The sequence below is a fragment of the Kitasatospora cineracea genome, from assembly GCF_003751605.1.
GTDB classification, from domain to species: domain Bacteria; phylum Actinomycetota; class Actinomycetes; order Streptomycetales; family Streptomycetaceae; genus Kitasatospora; species Kitasatospora cineracea.
Genome location: NZ_RJVJ01000002.1, coordinates 1,238,174 through 1,255,817, shown reverse-complemented (window position 1 = coordinate 1,255,817; position 17,644 = coordinate 1,238,174). Strand labels below are relative to the sequence as shown.

At 74.4% G+C, this 17,644-nt stretch carries 16 protein-coding genes; 10 read left to right on the top strand and 6 right to left on the bottom strand.

Translation table 11 applies throughout. The annotated features are described in order from the left end of the window. Positions 1 to 249: 249 nt before the first annotated feature. Both EDD39_RS42340 and EDD39_RS31810 read left to right on the top strand, forming a co-directional pair. Positions 250 to 1,062, top strand: a complete 813-nt coding sequence (locus EDD39_RS42340; RefSeq protein WP_123562674.1) for a LysM peptidoglycan-binding domain-containing protein — start codon at positions 250 to 252, stop codon at positions 1,060 to 1,062. A gap of 216 nt (positions 1,063 to 1,278) precedes the next feature. Further along, a complete protein-coding gene (locus tag EDD39_RS31810; protein ID WP_162870280.1) occupies positions 1,279 to 1,638 on the top strand; it encodes a transglycosylase family protein in 360 nt (119 codons plus the stop codon). 18 nt (positions 1,639 to 1,656) lie between these two features. Here EDD39_RS31810 and EDD39_RS31805 read toward each other — a convergent pair whose 3' ends face one another. The 3 genes from EDD39_RS31805 to EDD39_RS31795 form a co-directional block, all read right to left on the bottom strand. Beyond that, complete coding sequence (locus EDD39_RS31805) at positions 1,657 to 2,289, bottom strand: DUF4865 family protein (RefSeq protein ID WP_123562672.1); 633 nt, start codon at positions 2,287 to 2,289, stop codon at positions 1,657 to 1,659. Positions 2,290 to 2,356: 67 nt separating this feature from the next. After that, positions 2,357 to 2,941 carry a TetR/AcrR family transcriptional regulator gene (locus tag EDD39_RS31800; protein ID WP_123563460.1) on the bottom strand — a complete coding sequence of 195 codons (585 nt, stop codon included), beginning with the start codon at positions 2,939 to 2,941 and terminating at the stop codon, positions 2,357 to 2,359. 76 nt (positions 2,942 to 3,017) lie between these two features. After that, entirely contained in the window at positions 3,018 to 3,809 is a 792-nt protein-coding gene (locus tag EDD39_RS31795) for an MBL fold metallo-hydrolase (RefSeq protein ID WP_148089572.1), read from the bottom strand. 387 nt (positions 3,810 to 4,196) lie between these two features. Between EDD39_RS31795 and EDD39_RS31790 the strand changes: the two genes are divergently transcribed. The 6 genes from EDD39_RS31790 to EDD39_RS31765 all read left to right on the top strand — a co-directional run bounded on the left by EDD39_RS31790 (position 4,197) and on the right by EDD39_RS31765 (position 10,407). Next, a complete protein-coding gene (locus EDD39_RS31790; protein ID WP_208765693.1) occupies positions 4,197 to 4,694 on the top strand; it encodes a MarR family winged helix-turn-helix transcriptional regulator in 498 nt (165 codons plus the stop codon). Positions 4,695 to 4,822: 128 nt separating this feature from the next. Further along, the gene (locus EDD39_RS31785) at positions 4,823 to 6,613 is read left to right on the top strand and encodes a chloride channel protein (RefSeq protein WP_244257382.1); all 1,791 of its coding nucleotides are present in this window, start codon (positions 4,823 to 4,825) and stop codon (positions 6,611 to 6,613) included. A 42-nt stretch (positions 6,614 to 6,655) separates the two neighbouring features. Next, positions 6,656 to 7,342, top strand: coding sequence for an alpha-ketoglutarate-dependent dioxygenase AlkB family protein (locus EDD39_RS31780; RefSeq protein ID WP_123562665.1), 687 nt, complete (start codon positions 6,656 to 6,658; stop codon positions 7,340 to 7,342). Between the two features lie 112 nt (positions 7,343 to 7,454). Beyond that, complete coding sequence (locus tag EDD39_RS31775) at positions 7,455 to 8,339, top strand: acyl-CoA thioesterase (protein ID WP_123562663.1); 885 nt, start codon at positions 7,455 to 7,457, stop codon at positions 8,337 to 8,339. 67 nt (positions 8,340 to 8,406) lie between these two features. Beyond that, positions 8,407 to 9,204 carry a DUF1684 domain-containing protein gene (locus tag EDD39_RS31770; protein WP_123562661.1) on the top strand — a complete coding sequence of 266 codons (798 nt, stop codon included), beginning with the start codon at positions 8,407 to 8,409 and terminating at the stop codon, positions 9,202 to 9,204. 162 nt (positions 9,205 to 9,366) lie between these two features. Continuing rightward, positions 9,367 to 10,407: a LacI family DNA-binding transcriptional regulator gene (locus EDD39_RS31765; RefSeq protein WP_123562659.1), complete on the top strand. Its 1,041-nt coding sequence runs from the start codon at positions 9,367 to 9,369 to the stop codon at positions 10,405 to 10,407. Positions 10,408 to 10,458: 51 nt separating this feature from the next. On the opposite strand, the gene bla is transcribed toward EDD39_RS31765, so the two are convergent. The 3 genes from bla to EDD39_RS31750 all read right to left on the bottom strand — a co-directional run bounded on the left by bla (position 10,459) and on the right by EDD39_RS31750 (position 14,974). After that, positions 10,459 to 11,331 (bottom strand): class A beta-lactamase, encoded by an 873-nt coding sequence (bla, locus tag EDD39_RS31760; RefSeq protein WP_208765692.1) that lies wholly within the window; start codon positions 11,329 to 11,331, stop codon positions 10,459 to 10,461. Between the two features lie 172 nt (positions 11,332 to 11,503). Continuing rightward, positions 11,504 to 11,872 carry a hypothetical protein gene (locus tag EDD39_RS31755; protein WP_123562654.1) on the bottom strand — a complete coding sequence of 123 codons (369 nt, stop codon included), beginning with the start codon at positions 11,870 to 11,872 and terminating at the stop codon, positions 11,504 to 11,506. Between the two features lie 216 nt (positions 11,873 to 12,088). Beyond that, positions 12,089 to 14,974 carry a glycosyl hydrolase gene (locus EDD39_RS31750; protein ID WP_208765691.1) on the bottom strand — a complete coding sequence of 962 codons (2,886 nt, stop codon included), beginning with the start codon at positions 14,972 to 14,974 and terminating at the stop codon, positions 12,089 to 12,091. A 311-nt stretch (positions 14,975 to 15,285) separates the two neighbouring features. Between EDD39_RS31750 and EDD39_RS31745 the strand changes: the two genes are divergently transcribed. Next, positions 15,286 to 16,590, top strand: coding sequence for an ABC transporter substrate-binding protein (locus EDD39_RS31745; RefSeq protein WP_123562652.1), 1,305 nt, complete (start codon positions 15,286 to 15,288; stop codon positions 16,588 to 16,590). 91 nt (positions 16,591 to 16,681) lie between these two features. Beyond that, positions 16,682 to 17,641, top strand: a complete 960-nt coding sequence (locus tag EDD39_RS31740) for a carbohydrate ABC transporter permease (protein WP_123562650.1) — start codon at positions 16,682 to 16,684, stop codon at positions 17,639 to 17,641. The last annotated feature ends 3 nt before the right edge of the window (positions 17,642 to 17,644 follow it).

The window sequence follows — 17,644 nt, the reverse complement described above, 5'->3', positions numbered from 1 at the left end:
CCCGACGCACGGCCCGCCCTCCGGCTCACCCCGGACCGGCTCACCCCGGACCGGCTCACCCCGGAACGCGGACCCTGCGCCCACCGGCGCGACGGCAGCCAGCCGCCGCCGGGGATGCGGACAGGTGGCCGGGGCGGCAAGCGGCACGTCCGACACGTGCACGGCCCGCCCACCGGACTTGGCGAGCGAACACGGCCCAGCTGGGGCCTGGTTCCGCCTGCCCATCCCGGGGATGTCGAGAGGAATCTCATGACCTTCCGTAACGAGACCGCCGCTGCCACCACCACCCCCAAGCGCAACCGCGTCCGCGCGGCTGTGATCGGCGGCGCCCTGCTCGCCGCCCCGGTGGCCGGCCTCGTCACGGCCAACACGGCCTCCGCCGCGGACGTGTCCACCTGGGACAAGGTCGCCCAGTGCGAGTCGACCGGCAACTGGTCGATCAACACCGGCAACGGCTTCTACGGCGGCCTGCAGTTCACCTCCTCCACCTGGGCCGCCTTCGGCGGCACCGCCTACGCCCCGCAGGCCAACCAGGCCACCAAGGCGCAGCAGATCGCCGTCGCCGAGAAGGTGCTGGCCTCGCAGGGCCCGGGCGCCTGGCCCGTCTGCTCCGTGCAGGCCGGTCTGACCAAGGGCGGCGCGCCGGCCCAGGTCGACACCTCCTCCTCCAGCAGCTCCTCCTCCTCGAGCAGCTCCTCGAAGTCGACCTCCTCCTCGAAGTCGACCTCGAACTCGACCTCGTCGAAGTCGACCTCGTCGAAGTCGGACAGCACCGCCTCGGACAACTCCGCCAAGGCCTCCCGCTCCGAGTCCCGCGCCCAGGCCCCCAAGGCCGCCGCGCAGGAGACCCCGAAGCAGACCTGGAAGAACAAGTCCGCCGCGGCCACCACCGGCACCAACACCGCCGCCTCCGGCAACAGCTACACCGTGAAGTCCGGCGACACCCTGTCCAAGATCGCGGACAGCCTGGGCGTCGACTGGCACGCCCTGTACAACAACAACTCCGGTGTCGTCGGCGGCAACCCGGACCTGATCTACCCGGGCCAGGTCCTGTCGGTCTGACCCACCCCCTCGGAAGCACCGCTTCCCCCGGGGCCGCCCGTCGGTCCCACCCTGTCGGCGTGAAGCCGCCACCCCGCGTGCGGGGCGGCGGCTTCCGCCGTTTCCGGGGTACCGGGGTGTCGGGGGCTGGGGGCCGGGGTGCTGTGGCTTCGGGGCGGTACCCGCTCGGCGGTGTCCGGAGGGTGGCGCGGCGGGCGCGGTGCGTAGCGTCGGGGGATGCGGATACCTCGGTCGTACCGGCGGGCGCTGATCGTGCTCGGCCTGCTGCTCCCCACCGTCGTCGCCGGCGTGGCCGGCCCGCCCGCCGCCGCCCGGCAGAGCGTCTCCGACCTGGTCTGGGACCGGCTCGCCGACTGCGAGAGCAGCGGCGACTGGCAGGCCGACACCGGCAACGGCTACTACGGCGGCCTCCAGATCTGGCCGCCCACCTGGCGCGAGGCCGGCGGCCTGCGCTACGCCGACCGCCCCGACCGGGCGAGCCGGGCGCAGCAGATCGCGGTCGGGGAGGAGATCCTGCGCCGCCAGGGCTGGAACGCCTGGGGCTGGTGCGCGCGGCAGATCGGGATGCTGGAGTGAGCGGGCCCCGGCGGGCGGCTACCAGGCGCGGCCCTCGGGGAGGGCGGACAGCTCCGGGGCGGAGAGGTGCGGGACGCGGAAGACCGCCGTCGAGCCGTCCGCCGCTTGCTGCGGCTGCCGCGGCTGTTCCTCCGGGGCCGCGCTCCAGAGGGTGAAGCGGAGCAGTTCCCAGCGGGTCGGTTCGAGGGCCAGCACGGCGGTGTGCACGCCGGGGCGGCGGGCCAGTTCGCGGAGCTGCTCCACCTCGCGGTCGACGTGCGCGGCGAGGGCCAGCGGGTCCGGGTCGGTCGGGACGGCGGTCAGCCGGCGGACGGCGGTGCCCGGGACGGGATCGGTGCGGCGGGCCGGGCCGGAGAAGTGCGCGAGGACGGGCCAGTGCTGGACGGCCGGGCGCCCGAAGTCCCGGACGATGTTGGCGAAACCGCCGCCGCCGACCAGGAACTCGGCCGCGGCCCCGTCCGAGCGCCACACGTAGAACGGTGCGTACTGGTTGACCGGCGAGCCGTCCGCCCCGCGCTCGCGCAGCAGCCACGCCTTGAAGCCGAGGCCCGGGCGGTCGTCCAGGATCGGGGCGCCGGCCTTGATCCGGCGGCGGATGACGTCGAGGTCGTAGTCGGCGGGCAGGGTGATCTCGTACTGCTTGGCGAGCACGGCGGGTTCCTGTCGTCGGTGCGTCTTCGGGCGGGCTTCGGGCGGGCGGGGGTTTTGGGCGGGGGCTTCAGGCGGGTGGGGCGAGGAGGGTGATCAGGCCGGTGACCGCCTGGTCGAAGGGGGCGGTGTCGCCGGCCGCGCGGGCCAGGACGTAGCCGCCCTGGAGGACGGCGACCACGGTCGCGGCGGTGCCGGACGGGTCGACGGACGGCGGGAGCTCCCCGTTCGCCCGGCCCTCGGCGAGGACCTCCGCGAGGCGGCCGCGCAGCCAGCCGAGGGTCTGCTCGACCGGGGCGCGCAGGACCGGGTCGGCCATCACCTCCGGGTCCTGGGTGAGCCGCCCGACCGGGCAGCCGCGCAGTACGTCGCGCTCGCGGCGCAGGTAGGCGGTGACCCGTTCGACGGCGGTGCCCGGGCCGGACAGCAGCGCGTCGGCGAGGGCGCGCAGCTCCTCGGCGGTGCGGGTGATCGCGGCCAGCGCGAGGTCCGGCTTGCCGGTGAAGTGGTGGTACATGCTGCCCTGCCCGGCGCCCGCGCGCTGCTGGATGGCCTTGGGGCTGGTGCCGGTGTAGCCGCGTTCCCAGAGGAGTTCGCGGGTGGCCTCGACCAGGCGGTCCGCGGCGGGGGCGGGCGGGGGTGCGGTGTCGTTCACGGGCAGCACTGTACATACCAGTAGGTACAGCGGGGAAGGGTGGGAGCGTCGTGCGGTGACGGGACGTCAGGGTGCTTCAGGCGGCGGCCGGTTCCTCCCGGGCGGTCCGGACGGCCGGGGCGACGGCGGACGGCAGCGCCGCCGACGGGTAGCGGTGCAGCAGGGCGGCCGCGACCCCGTCCGCGCCGACCGGCTTGCCCAGCTCGGTGGCGAACGCGCGCAGGTAGTCGCCGGTCCAGGCGACCGGGTCGGGCGGCGGGACGGTGGCCGGTGTGGTCAGGCGGCGGTGGCCGGCGACCGTGTGCAGGGGCTCCAGCCCGGCCATCTCGTCGAGCAGCCCGATCCACGCCTCGCGCTGGGCGGCCTGCGGGACCTCGGCCAGCCACGGGTGCACGTCCTGCCACAGCAGCGGCCCGCCCAGCAGGGTCCGGCTCCGGTGCTCCCACAGGTAGTGGTGGTCCGGCAGCCCCAGGGACGCCCCGCGCAGCTCCAGCCGGTGGTCCTCCAACTCGACGGCGTCGCCCTCCAGCGGCTCCAACGCGACCAGGCGGGACGGGAGTTCCTCCCCGAGACCCGCCCACGCGGCGCGGACGGCCGGGTAGTCGCGCTCGATCCGGGCTCGCACCGGGGCCGGAGCCAGCAGTCGGGCCTCGGGGAACGCGTCCCGCAGCACCTCCGCCGCCAGCCACCACTCCGGCGCGTGGTGCGACACCAGGACGGCGCCCAGCCGGCGCCCCGAACGCTCCACCTCCCGGACCAGCCGGCGGCCGTCCGACAGCCGCAGCCCCGCACCGACCAGCACCGCCCGGTGCTGCCCGAGCACCAGCACCGCGGTCGTGTGCAGCGAGGCCCCGGGAAGATCCACCACGCGGAACTCCAACGGATGCATCGCGCCACCTCCTCCAACCGGGGACAGCCCTCCCACCAGGGTCCGCCGGGAGGGCGGTGGGCGCATGTGGGACGGGACGCGCCTGCGGCGGGCTGGGCGGGGGCGGGGGTGGTTGCCTGCGGCGGGCTGGGGGCGGGAGGTCCGCCGGGAGGGCGGTGGGTGCATGCGGGGCGGGACGGGCCCGCGGCGGGCCGGGGGTGTGGGGTTCGTCGGAGGGTGGTGGACGTGCGGGGGCGGTGGGGTTGTGGGCGAGGTGGTCGCCTGTGGTGGGCTGGGGCGGGGGGTGGGTCGACTGGGGGTGGAGGGGTGCTTGCTTGGGGCAATACTTGTCGGCTGGCAAGTATTGCCGCATGCAATAATTTCGGCATGGCGATACCGGAGAGCGGCCCGTTTCCGCAGTCCCCGTCGATGGCGGGGGAGATCCAGGCGTTCCAGACGGCCACCCGGGACCTGATCGGGGTGGCGTTGCGGAGTCTGGAGGCGGCGGGCGACGGTGTCTCGCTGCCGCAGGTGCGGATGCTGCTCGCGCTCGACGATCTCGGGTGCGTGCCGTCTTCGGTGGTGGCGAAGGAGCTGGGTCTCGGGGCCTCGTCGGTCACCCGGCTCGCGGACCGGCTGGTCAGGTCGGGGCACGTGGTGCGCGGGGCGGACCCGCATCACCGGAGTGTCGTGACCCTGGAGCTGAGTTCGGACGGGCGGGCGCTGATCGGGCGGGTGCTGCGCTGGCGGGAGCAGGAGTTGGCGCGGATCCTCGCCCGGCTCGACCCCGCGCTGCGGGCGGCCACCGCGGAGGGGCTGGCCGTCCTCCACCAGGTCGTCGGCGAGGACTACGCGGCCGACCTGCACGGGCCCGTACCGCTGTAAGTCCCCGCTGCACATCCCTGCCGTGGCACCCCTGTCGCGGCGCCCCGGCCGGTCCGGCGGGGGCGCCGGGCGGCGTCGTGCCGTGGCGGGGGTCGACCGGCATCCCATCTTTCAGAGAGCGGAGCAACATGCGGACCACGCACGCCTCCACCCATGCCCGACTCGGTGACTTCACCGCCCGTCCCCGGATGCTGGTCGTCACCGGCCTGGCCGCCGTGGTCGGCGGGGCCGGCGCGGTGGCCGCGCTGGCGCTGCTGCGCCTGATCGGGCTGGTCACCAACCTGGTGTTCTACCAGCGGTTCAGTACGTCGCTGGTCGCGCCGGGGGCCCAGCACCACCCGTGGTGGCTGGTGCTGGGCGCGCCCGTCGCGGGCGGGCTGGTGGTGGGGCTGATGGCCAGGTACGGCTCGGAGAAGATCCGCGGGCACGGCATGCCCGAGGCGATCGAGGCGATACTCACCGGCGGCAGCCGGGTCCAGCCGAAGGTGGCGCTGCTCAAGCCCTCCTCGGCGGCGGTCAGCATCGGCACCGGCGGACCGTTCGGGGCCGAGGGGCCGATCATCATGACCGGCGGGGCGATCGGCTCGCTGCTCGCGCAGTTGCTGCACCTGACCGCGAACGAGCGCAAGACGCTGCTGGTGTCGGGCGCGGCCGCGGGCATGGCCGCGACCTTCAACTCGCCGCTCGCCGCGATCCTGCTCGCCGTCGAACTGCTGCTCTTCGAGTGGCGTCCGCGCAGCTTCGTGCCGGTGGCGGCCGCGGTGGCGGTGGCCACCGTGTGCCGGGGGCCGCTGCTGGGGACCGCGCCGGTCTTCCCGGTCGACGCCTCCGGGCTGCACCTCACCCCGGCCGTGGACCTCCTGGCCGTCGTGGTCGGGCTGACCGGCGGGGCGCTCGCCGTCGCGGCGACCTGGCTGGTCTACCGGGCCGAGGACGCCTTCGCCCGGCTGCCCGTGCACTGGATGTGGTGGCCCGCGCTCGGCGGGCTGGTGATCGGGCTCGGTGGCCTGGTCGAGCCCCGGGCGCTCGGTGTCGGCTACGACGTGATCGACCAGCTCCTCACCGGTCGGGCCGGCCTGGGGCTGATCCTCGGCGTCCTGACCGTCAAGACGGCGATCTGGGCGCTGTCGCTGGGCTCCGGCACCTCCGGCGGGGTGCTCGCCCCGGTCTTCATGATCGGCGGGGCGCTCGGGGCCTGGGAGGGCATGCTCTTCCCCCGGGCGATCCCCGGGTTCTGGGCGATCCTCGGCCTCGCCGCGGTGGTCGGCGGCGTCATGCGCTCCCCGCTGACGGGCGTGGTGTTCACCCTCGAACTCACCCACGCCTGGCCGGCCATGCTCCCGCTGGTGATCGCCTCGACCGCCGCGTACGCGCTGTCCGCGCTGGTCCTCAAGCGGTCGGTGCTGACCGAGAAGATCGCCCGCCGCGGCCTGCACCTCACCCGCGAGTACTCCACCGACCCGCTGGAGACGTTCTTCGTCCGCGAGGTGATGCAGCCCGTCGAGCACGGCCGGCTGCTGGCCGCGCACGAGACGGCGACGCACACCCGGATCGGCGCGCTGCGCGGGTCGGCCGGCGCGCTGCACCCCGTCGTCGACGCCGAGGGGGCGCTGGTCGGCGTCACCACCCGCCGGCGCCTGGCCGACGCGACGGCCGCGGCCGCCGCGGACGCCGAGCCGCCCGTCGTGCACGCGGCCACCGTGGAGTGCCGGCTGGCCGTCCACCCCGACCAGACGCTGCGCCAGATCGCCCACCTCTTCGCCGAGACCGGCCTGACCAGTGCCCCGGTCGTCGACCCGGCCACCCGTCGGCCCGCGGGCGTCATCACGCTGCGCCACCTGCTGTCGGCCCGCCTGCACGACCTCACCGAGGAGCACCACCGCGAGCGCGTGCTGCCCCGCCGGGCGGTGGCCGGCTGAGCGGGGCCCGGTGCCGCCGCCCGCCGGTGCGAGGATGGGGGGATGCGCGGTGGCGGGGTGTTCGTCGGGGAGCTGTTCGGGCGGGAGCGGGAGGAGCCGGCGCCCGGGGTGGTGCTACTGCCGGGCTGGCTGGGGGCGGAGCGGCAGCGGGAGCTGGTGGCGGCCTGCCGGGAGTGGGCGCGGCCGCCGGCCGGGATGCGCTCGGTGCTGCTGCCCGGCGGCGGGACGATGTCGGTGCGGACGGTGTGCCTGGGGTGGCACTGGTACCCGTACGGGTACGCACGGACGGTGCTGGACGGGGACGGGGCGCCGGTGAAGCCGTTCCCGGAACGGCTCGGCGCGCTGGCCCGGCGGGCGGTGGCCGAGGCGTACGGGGAGCGGGTCGGGGAGGTGGCGGGGGCGGCGGGCTTCGCGCCGGACGTCGCGCTGGTGAACCACTACCCGCACGGGGCGCGGATGGGCCTGCACCAGGACCGGGAGGAGCGGGTGGACGCCCCCGTGGTGTCGCTGTCGCTGGGCGACGAGTGCGTGTTCCGGCTGGGCAACGCGGAGGGCCGGGGCCGGCCGTGGACGGACCTGCGGCTGCGCGGGGGCGACCTGCTGGTCTTCGGCGGGGAGAACCGCTACGCGTACCACGGGGTGGTGCGGACGCTGCCGGGCACGGCCGACCCGGAACTGGGCCTGACCGGGCGGCTGAACATCACCGTCCGGCAGTCCGGCCTGGCGTAGCCGGGCGCGCCGGGAGGCGGGAATTCCCGGCGGGCGCGGAGACTTGTGCAGGACGGACGAGGCGTTCGGCGGCACATCCCTGCCCGCCGGGCGTCCGGAGAGGGAGCGATACATGGGAACCCCCGTCGACCAGCTCGTCGACCTGCTGGACCTGGAGCGGATCGAGCTGAACATCTTCCGCGGCCGCAGCCCGGAGGAGTCGCTGCAACGGACCTTCGGCGGGCAGGTGGCCGGGCAGGCGCTGGTCGCGGCGGGCCGGACGGTCGACGAGGACCGGCCGGTGCACTCGCTGCACTCGTACTTCCTGCGCCCCGGCGTCCCGGGCGTGCCGATCGTCTACCAGGTCGAGCGGACCAGGGACGGGCGCTCGTTCACCACCCGCCGGGTGCTCGCCATCCAGGGCGGGCGGACGATCTTCGCGCTCACCGCGGACTTCCACAAGCCCGAGCCCGGCGGCATCGAGCACCAGTTCCTGATGCCCGACGTCCCCGCCCCGGAGAGCCTGCCGAGCGCGCTGGACGAGGTCGGCGCCCGGCTCGGCGAGCTCCCGCCGTTCATCAGCCGCCGCCAGCCCTTCGACATCCGCTACGTGGACCGGCTGAAGTGGACGCGCGAGGAGCTGGACGGCGTCGAGGCCCGCAGCGGCGTGTGGCTGCGCACCAACGGCGCGCTGCCCGACGACCCGCTGATCCACGTCTGCGCGCTCACCTACGCCAGCGACATGACCCTGCTGGACGCCGTCCGCGCCCCCGTCGAGCCGCTGTGGGGCGAGCGGAACTTCGACATGGCCTCGCTGGACCACGCGATGTGGTTCCACCGCCCGTTCCGGGCCGACGACTGGCTGCTGTACCGGCAGGAGTCGCCGATCGCGCACGCCGCGCGCGGACTGGCCCGCGGCGAGATCTACGACCGCGAGGGGCGGCTGGTGGTCTCGGTGATGCAGGAGGGGCTGTTCCGCCCGCTGGCCCGCCCGGCCACCGGCCCGGACGGGGCCTGAGCCGGCCGCCGCACCGGAAGCGGGCCCGGAAGTGACCTGAGAACAGAGCGACTTGGGAGGCAGTCCGATGACCGACACCGCAGCCGAAGCCTGGCAGCGCTGGACGGAGGCCCGGAGCGCCGCGGCCGGTGCGCCGCACGGCCCGCTGGCCCTGACCGGCACCCACTGGCTGGAGCCCGAACCCGCCGAGGTCCCCGGCCTGCCCGGCCGCTGGTGGGCCGAGGACGGCGCGGTCTGCGCCGAACTGCGCGCCGGGGACGGCGTCCGGATCGAGGGCGAGCCGCAGGAGTCGACCGGCCGGGTCGCGCTGCGGCCCGACACCGACCGGCACCCGCAGCTCGCCGTCCTGGACGGGCTGCGGCTGGTCCCGATCGAACGGGAGGGCGAGCTCGCCCTGCGGGTCTTCGACCCGGACGCCCCCGCCCGGGCCGCGTTCGCCGGCATCGCGGTCTACCCCTACGCCCCCGACTGGGCGGTGCCCGCGGTGTTCACGCCGTTCGAGGACGGCGCGCAGGCCCTGCTGGTGGAGAACGCGGACGGCCGGGCCCGGCCGCTCACCGTCACCGGGCAGGTCGCGTTCACGCTGGCCGGGCAGCCGCACACGCTGACCGTCAGCGGCGACGGCAGCGCGGGCGGGCGGCTCAGCGGCGTCATCGCGGACGGCACCAGCGGGCGGGACACCTACCGGTTCCGGTTCGTGTCGCTGCCCGCGCCGGACGCGCAGGGGCGCACCGTGCTGGACTTCAACCGGGCGTTCCTGCCGCCGTGCGCGTTCGCCGACCACTTCATCTGCCCGTTCCCGCCGCCCGGGAACCGGCTGGACGTCGCCGTCGAGGCGGGTGAGCGGCAGGTGGTCACGGGGTGAGGGGCGGCGGAGCGGCCGGCGGTCGCGGCGCGCGGGCGGCGGAGCCCGGGCCGGACCGGTTTCTGAGAGCGCTCTCGGGGCGGGGTGGCGGACGCTAGGCTGCTCGCAGCAGGAACGCGATCACGTGCGTGCGTGCGCACGGACGGCGGAGAGGAGCCCACGGTGACCGAGTCCGAAACGGGAGTGGGCGGACGTCCCACCCTGGAGTCGGTGGCCGAGCGGGCCGGGGTGTCCCGGGCCACCGCCTCCCGGGTGGTCAACGGCGGCGCGGGCGTCCGGGCGGCCCTGCGCGAGAAGGTCGAACGGGCCGTCGCCGAACTCGGCTACGTCCCCAACCTGGCCGCCCGCACCCTGGTCACCCGGCGCAACCGGGCGATCGGCGTGGTCATCGCCGAACCCGAGGCCCGGTTCTTCTCCGACCCGTTCTTCGCCCAGCACCTGCGCGGCATCAGCCGCGAACTGGCCGCCGCCGACAACCAGATGGTGCTGCTGCTGGCCGAGGACGAGCGCGACCACGAGCGGATCGGCCGCTACCTGGCCGGCGGCCACGTCGACGGCGTCCTGCTGTTCTCCCTGCACCGCTCCGACCCCACCCCCGAGACCGTCCACCGCCTCGGCCTGCCCTTCGTCATCGGCGGCCGCCCCGGCTGGCCCGGCGCCGAGTCCGACCGCGACCTGGTCTACGTCGACAACGACAACCGCGGCGGCGCCCGGCTCGCCGTCCAGCACCTGCGCTCCCTCGGCCGCAGGCGGATCGCCACCATCACCGGCCCGCTCGACCAGACCTCCTCCGTCGACCGCCTCGACGGCTACCGCGACCTGCTCCCCGACGGCGACGCCGACCTGATCGCGGTCGGCGACTTCACCGCGGACGGCGGCATCCGCGCGATGACCGAACTCCTCGCCCGGCGACCGGACCTGGACGCGGTGTTCGCGGCCTCCGACGTGATGGCCTCCGGTGCGATCCGGGTCCTGCGGGCGGCCGGGCGGCGGGTGCCGGAGGACGTCGCGGTGGTCGGCTTCGACGACGTCGAGTCCATCGCGGCCTGGACGGAACCGCCGCTCACCACGATCCGCCAGGAGATCGAGGAGATGGGGCGGCTGATGACCCGGCTGCTGCTGCGGCGGCTCAACGACCCGGGGGCCTCGGCGCCGTCGTCGGTGATCATTCCGACGGGGCTGGTGGTGCGGGAGTCGGCCTGAGGGCGGAGCGGGTGCTCGGGGGCCGAGGGCGGGAGGCCCGGTCGTGGCGCTTCAGGGGAGGGCGGCGGCCAGGAGGGCGGCCGTTCGGGCGAGGAGGGGCTCGTCCGGGGCGGCGGCCGGGGCGGTGGGCCTGGTGCTGAGGACGGCCAGGACCAGGGGCGGGCGGTGCGGGGGCCAGGCGAGGGCGAGGTCGTTGGCGGTGCCGTAGGAGCCGGTGCCGGTCTTGTCGGCGAGAGCCCAGGAGGGCGGCAGGCCGGCGCGCAGGCGGTGGGTGCCGGTGGTGGAGGCGCGCAGCCAGGCCGTGAGCCGGGCGCGGTGCGGGCGGGCGAGGGCGTCGCCGAGGGTGAGGCGGGCGAAGGTGCGGGCCAGGGCGTGCGGGGTGGTGGTGTCGGTGCTGCGGTCCGGTTCGGCGGAGTTGAGGGCGGGCTCCCAGCGGTCGAGGCGGGTGGCCGGGTCGCCGAGGGAGCGGCAGAAGCGGGTGACGGCGGTGGGGCCGCCGAGTCGGCGCAGCAGCAGGTTGGCGGCCGTGTTGTCGCTGAACTCGATTGCCGCGGCGCAGAGTTCGGCGACGGTCAGGACCCGGGTGCGGCCGGTGACGGGGGCGTGGCCGGAGTCGGCGACGTCCGCGTCGGTGTAGTGGACCCGGGCCGAGAGGTCGTCCCCGGCGCGCATCAGGGCGGCGACGGCGAGCGGCTTGAAGGTCGAGCAGAGCGGGAACGCCTCGTCCGCGCGGTACCGGACCGTCGCGCCGCTGCCGGTGTCGTGCGCGAGGACGCCCAGCCTGGCTCCGTGCTCGCGCTCCAACTGCCGGAAGGAGTCGGCGAGTCGGGTGGTGGCGGCGGCCGCGGGGGCCGGGAGGGCGCACGCCAGGGCGGCGGCGCCGGCTGCGGTGAGCAGGTGGCGGCGGGCGGGGCGCGGGTGCATCGGCGGCCTCCTCGGGGCGGTGCGGGACGTCGGGGCGGTGCGGGTCGTCCCGTGGTGCATCGGCAGGAGGGCGCTCCGGCTCCAGTGGCGGGGACGGAGCGGGCGGGCCGGGCGTGGAACCGCCGCCGGGCCTGGGGGAGGGTTCCGGCGGCGGTGGTGCGGGAGCGGCGGGTCAGCCGGCGACGCGGTAACTGACGGCCGGGTACGGGAAGTCGGCCCAGTGCAGGCTGCCGAGACCGTAGGCGAGGTCGCCGGACTCGCCGGGTCGGCCGGTGGCGCAGCCGGCGTTGAAGTAGACCGTGATGTCGGCGGCGGTGAGGTCGACGGCGGAGCGCGCGGCGGCCGGGAGGTCGTGGCAGCCGGTGTCGGCGGTGTCGACGGTGAACCGGGTGCCCGTCAGGTCGCTGCCGGTGGCGAAGTAGGCGACGGCTGAGTGCGGGAGTTCGACGGCGGCCGCGGGCTGGGCGAGAGCTGCGCCGAGCAGCAGGGCCGCTCCGGTGGCGGCGGTGGCGGCGAGGGTCTTCTTCCGGAGCGCGGCCATGGGGGAACTCCTTGCGGGCAGCGGGGATCGGCGCGTGCGGTGGGGCGTACCGCAGTGCGCGATCATGTCAGTTACATCTTCAACAATCCTCGGCGATCTGCCAAGACCCGGGACGGGAGGGGGAGGCGGGGCCCGGCGTTCGGGGCGGGTGGGCCTCCCGGGCCGGGCGGAACTGTCGGGATCCGCGGGGCCCGGGAGGGGTCGGGGGTGGGGCGGTCAGTTGAAGGGGAGGCGCAGGACGGAGGCGTTGCCCTGGGACTGGGTGGCTCCGGTGCGGAGTTGGGCCGGGGCGTTGCCGAGGGCGGGCCAGACTTCGAGGGTGACGGTGCCGTCGGCCAGGTTGGTGAGCGGGGCGCCGGTGGTGGACCGGAGGCCGGCGGCGGTGGCGTTGTAGCGCTCCCAGCCGGGGACCGGGTCGGTGGCGAAGTAGCGGTAGGTCTCGGTCCGGTCGACGGTGCCGTTGCCGTCGAAGTCGTAGGAGACGCGCGCCTGTTGGGCGAGGGCGACGGTGGAGCCGGCGTCGACGTACAGGTCGAAGTCGGTGCCGGCGCCGGGGCGCGGGGTGCCGGTGAGGTGGGTGAGGGTGTACGTCAGCGGCTGGTAGGGGGCGCCGTCGTGGTTGGTGCCGCCGCCGGAGGCGATGGTGCTGCCGGTCGCGCCGGTGCCGTAGGCGGCGGTGAGGGTGCCGTTGGGCTGGAGGTAGAGGGCGGCGGGGGCGGGGGCGGTCGTGGTGGAGGGCGACGGGGAGGGCGAGGGGGAGGAGGAGGCCGACGGGGACGGGGACGGGGAGGTGGTGGCGCCGCCGGTGCCGCCGTCGGGCTTGGTGCCGCGTTCGGAGGCGGTGGAGCGGGCCGGGACGGTCAGGGTGTAGCCGTCGGAGAAGCGGACGGTGCGGGCGGTGGCGGTGTAGTTGTGCGCGACGTGGGTGCGGGTGCTGCCGTTGGTGAAGACGGCGGCGGTGGGGGTGTCGGCGGTGGTGGCCGGGTCGAGGGTGCCGAGGGCGGCGAGGTCGTAGATCCAGTGGTAGGTGTGGGCCTTCGACTCGCCCTCCTCCGGGGTGTAGCCCGCGTTGCCGGCGTCCCAGTCGGCCTTGGCGGCGGCCGGGTCGGTCAGCGCCTCGGCCTCCCAGAGCAGGTCGCGCCAGTCGGTGAACGTCCCGCCGTTGCCGGCCTTCAGTTCGGAGAGGTTGGCGGCCAGGTCGTCCTTGCGGCGGGCCAGGTAGAGCGAACCGGAGGTGACGGGGAGGAAGTTGATGCCGTGGATCATGCCGGGGGCGGCCGTCCACCAGGTGGAGTAGGCGGCGCCGGAGCCCCAGACCATGCCGACGGTGGAGTGCTGGAAGGCGGCCGGGAAGACCTGGTGGTCGGCGTCGAACCAGTACTGCTGCACGGCGTTGGCCTCGGTGGTGTACAGGTAGACGCCGAGGTCGCGCAGCGAGGTGTCGCCGGTGGCGGCGCCGAACAGCAGCAGGCCGGCGCTGAAGTTCAGCGACTCGGAGGAGGACTCCTCGTTGTTGCCCGCGGCGAACCCGGCGTGGCCGGAGGCCCAGCCGTGGCCCTCGTACGGGTCGAAGTTGCGCAGCCAGGGGAAGCGGGCGTCGGTGCGGTCGGTGTTGGCGGCGTCCTTGGCCAGCAGCTTGACCATTCCGCCCCACTGGCTGTCCGCGGCCCAGGCGGTGTCGTAGCGGGCGACGGTGGCGGCGGCCTGGACGAAGTAGCCGTAGTGGAAGTGGTGGTCGTTGAGTTCGGCGTCGGTGCCGTAGGAGGCCGGGTAGCCGATCAGGGTCTTCCAGGTGGAGTCGTAGGCGAAGCCGGGCGAGCCGGTGCCCGCGAACCAGGTCTGCAGCTTGCCCTTCATCAGCCCGAGCAGCTTGTCGCGGGCCGCGGTGTCGCCCAACTGGTCGGCGATGGGCACCAGTTGGGCCATCCGGCCGAGCGCCTTGCCGACCCAGTAGGTGTCGGTGGCGCCGTTGAACGGGTCGCTCGCGTCGGAGACCTGGTGCAGGTAGCCGTCCAGCGCGGTGCGGTCGTAGGAGCCGGCGTCGGGCAGTGAGGGGAGCACGCCGGTGACGGTCTGCACGGTGGAGAAGGACGAGCCCTGGCGGACCTTCATGGTGCCGCGCGGGGAGGTGTAGGTGAGCGCGGTCAGGGCGTCCGGGGTGGCCTGCCACTGCTGCGGGTAGAGCGCGAGCAGGGTGCCGGTGGCGGTGCCCTCCTGGGCGGTGGTGGTGGCGGTGAAGGTGGTGGTGAGCCTGCCCGCGGCCTGGTCGTAGTTCCAGCCGACCTTGGTGTCGGTGACGAAGTCGTAGGCGTAGCTGCGGAACTGGGCCAGGTCGGCGGCGGAGGGCAGCAGGGCGACCGAGTAGTAGTCCTTGCTGCCGAGGTTCGCCGTCAGGGTGGTGCCGTTGACGTTCCAGCTGCTGCCGGTGGGCGCGAACAGGCCGTAGCTGTGGCCGCCGACGGTGATGCCGAGCACGCTGCCCTGGTTGCTGAAGACGGTGGGCGCCGAGGCGGTGGTGACCTGCGCGGCGCCGCCGGTGGCGTGCGCGAACACGTACGGCAGGCCGTGGCCGACGGTGGCGCTGAAGGTGTGCGCGCCGTCCGCCCAGTACGGGGTGACCGTCCAGTCGGACCAGCCGTCGACCTTGGTGTCGGGGGAGTTGAGGCCGGCCACGCCGAGGGTGAGGTCCCGGGTGTGCGTGTAGTCGTACTGGCGGCCGTCGGGGGTGACGGTCGGCGTGGTGGGGTAGCCGACCTCCAGGCCCGCGGCCTGGGCCTTGAAGGTCATCGGGTGGGCGTACAGGTTCTCCGAGTACGGGTTGCCCGCGTAGCGCTGGTAGATCAGCGAGGACCACCAGTCGTTGGTGGGGGCGGCCTGGCCGGCCATCCGCGCGGTGACCTTGGGGGTGACGGGGGCGCCGTCGGAGTTGCTCGGGCCGACGGTGCCGGCCGGGCGGGCGTCCGCGTAGCCGCCGAGGCCGACCCGGACGGTGGTGGCGGCGGAGGCGCTGCCGGTGCCGAGGGCGGCGGTGAGGGTCGCCGCGGCGGCCAGCGCCAGCGTGGTGAGGGCGGCCGTGGGGCCGCGCAGGGAGCGGAGCTTCATGATCGTGTGTCCACCTTGAGTGGGGGCGGGCGGGTGAGTATGAGAGCGCTCTCAGCCAGCGGACCGTAAGGGTGGCCGCGAAGGGGTGTCAACCGGCTCGACGCAGACTGTTGCGTTCAGAAGTCGTAGGCCCGGGTTGGGGGTGCCCGGAGATTACGTTCAGGTTTCGAGGTCTTGACGAGCGAACTTCCGCCCCGGCAGTCTCTCGACATCGGCTGAGAGCGCTCTCAGAAAATCGGGCGCTTCCGGATCGGCACTGCTCCTTTTCTTCGCACCCACCCACGCTCCCGCCCCGCCCTGGAGGCCCTCGCATGCGTCCCCCCAGAGTCCGCCGCTCCACCGCTGCCCTGGGCAGCGCCGTCCTCGCCACCGCCCTGCTGCTCAGCGCCTGCAGTTCCGGCGGCTCCGGGTCCAAGGACTCCGCCGACGGCAAGGTGACCATCACGGTGGACCTGTTCGGCACCTTCGGGTTCAAGGAGGCCGGCCTGTACGACGAGTACATGAAGCTCCACCCGAACGTCACCATCAAGCAGACCGACACCCAGGACGAGGGCCAGTACTGGCAGGCGCTGCAGACCAAGCTGGCGGGCGGCGGCGGCCTCGCCGACATCCAGGGCCTGGAGGTCGGCCGGGTGGCCAGCGTGGTGCAGAAGCAGGCCGACAAGTTCACCGACCTCAAGACGCTCGGCATCGGCGACGTCAACGACGGCCTGGTGCCGTGGAAGGGCGCCGCGATCAAGACCGGGGACGGCAAGGTGCTCGGCGCGGGCACCGACGTCGGCCCCGAGGCGATCTGCTACCGCACCGACCTGTTCCAGGCCGCCGGGCTGCCCACCGACCGCACCGAGCTCGCCGCCAAGTGGTCCACCTGGCAGGGCTACCTCGACCTCGGCAAGCAGTACGCCGCCAAGGCCGAGGCGGGCAACGCCTGGACCGACAGCGCCGCCGGCATGTTCACCGCCGAGGTCGGCCAGCAGAAGGTCCGCTACTCCGACGAGGCCGGCAAGCCCGTCTACGACAGCAGCCCGGCCGTGAAGACCGCCTGGACCGACGCCACCGCGCTGGTCGCCGACGGCCTGTCCGCCAAGCTCGCCCAGTGGACGCCGGAGTGGAACAAGGCGTTCTCCACCGGCAAGTTCGCCACCCTCTCCTGCCCGGCCTGGATGATCGGCTACATCAAGGGCCAGGCCGGCGACGCGGGCTCCGGCAAGTGGGACATCGCCGCCGGCCCCGGCAAGACCGGCAACTGGGGCGGCTCCTACCTGGCCGTGCCGCGCACCGCCAAGCACCCCAAGGAGGCCGCCGAGCTGATCAAGTGGCTGACCGCCAAGGAGCAGCAGGCCACCCTGTTCACCAAGCAGGGCTCCTTCCCGTCCTCCATCGGCGCCCAGGACGCCATCAAGGACGTCGCCGACCCGTACTTCAACAACGCGCCGATCGGCCAGATCTTCAGCGAGTCGGCCAAGGCGATGCCCGCCCAGGTGCTCGGCACCGATGACGGCGTGATCGGCAAGGCGTTCACCGACGCCCTCGGCGAGGTCGAGCGGACCGGCACCGCGCCGGACACCGCCTGGAAGCACGCCCTGGACAACGTCAAGAAGGCCAACGGCAACTGACGCACCGTCAGCTCAGGCAGTCAACTCGGGCAGCCCGCCCCGCCGTTCACGCAGCGGCGGGGCGGGCGGCCCCCGTCGAAGGACCCCGCCCATGGCCCTCAGCTCCACCGCCCGGCTGCCCGCCGCGCCGCCCGCCGGGCCCGCTAGCCCCGCCCGGCGGCCCGGCCGGCTGCGCCGCCGGATCGCCCCCTACGGCTTCCTCGCCCCGTTCTTCGGGCTGTTCGCCGCGTTCGGCCTGTTCCCGCTGCTGTACACCGCCTGGGTGTCGCTGCACCGGGTCGAGCTCCAGACCTCGGACCGGATGGACTGGCTCGGCTTCCAGAACTACACCCGGCTGCTGTCCGACCCGTTCTTCTGGAACGCGCTGCGCAACACCTTCACCATCGGCGTGCTCTCCACCGTGCCGCAGCTGCTGATGGCCCTGGGCCTGGCCCACCTGCTCAACTACCGGCTCCGCGGCCGCACCTTCTTCCGGGTCGCCATGCTGATGCCGTACGCCACCTCGGTGGCCGCCGCCACCCTGGTGTTCGCCCAACTCTTCGGCCGCGACTACGGGTTGATCAACTGGGTGCTGAGCAGCCTCGGCGTCCACCCGGTCGACTGGCAGGCGAACACCTGGGCCTCCCAGTTCGGCGTCTCCGCCATCGTCACCTGGCGCTGGACCGGCTACAACGCGCTGATCTACCTGGCCGGCATGCAGTCCATCCCCGGCGAGCTGTACGAGTCCGCGGCCGTCGACGGCGCCTCGCGCTGGCAGCAGTTCCGGCACGTCACCGTCCCCGGGCTGCGCCCCACCATCGTCTTCACCGTGGTCGTCTCCACCATCGGCGCGACCCAGCTGTTCGGCGAACCCCTGCTCTACGAGGGCAACTCCGGCGGCGGCATCTCGCACCAGTACCAGACCCTCGGCCTGTACCTGTACGAGCAGGGCTGGACGTTCTTCCACCTCGGCCGGGCCGCCGCCGTCGCCTGGGTGATGTTCCTGCTGATCGTGCTGCTCGCCCTGCTGAACGCGGCGATCGCCGCCCGCCGCAACCGTACGGACCGGTGACCC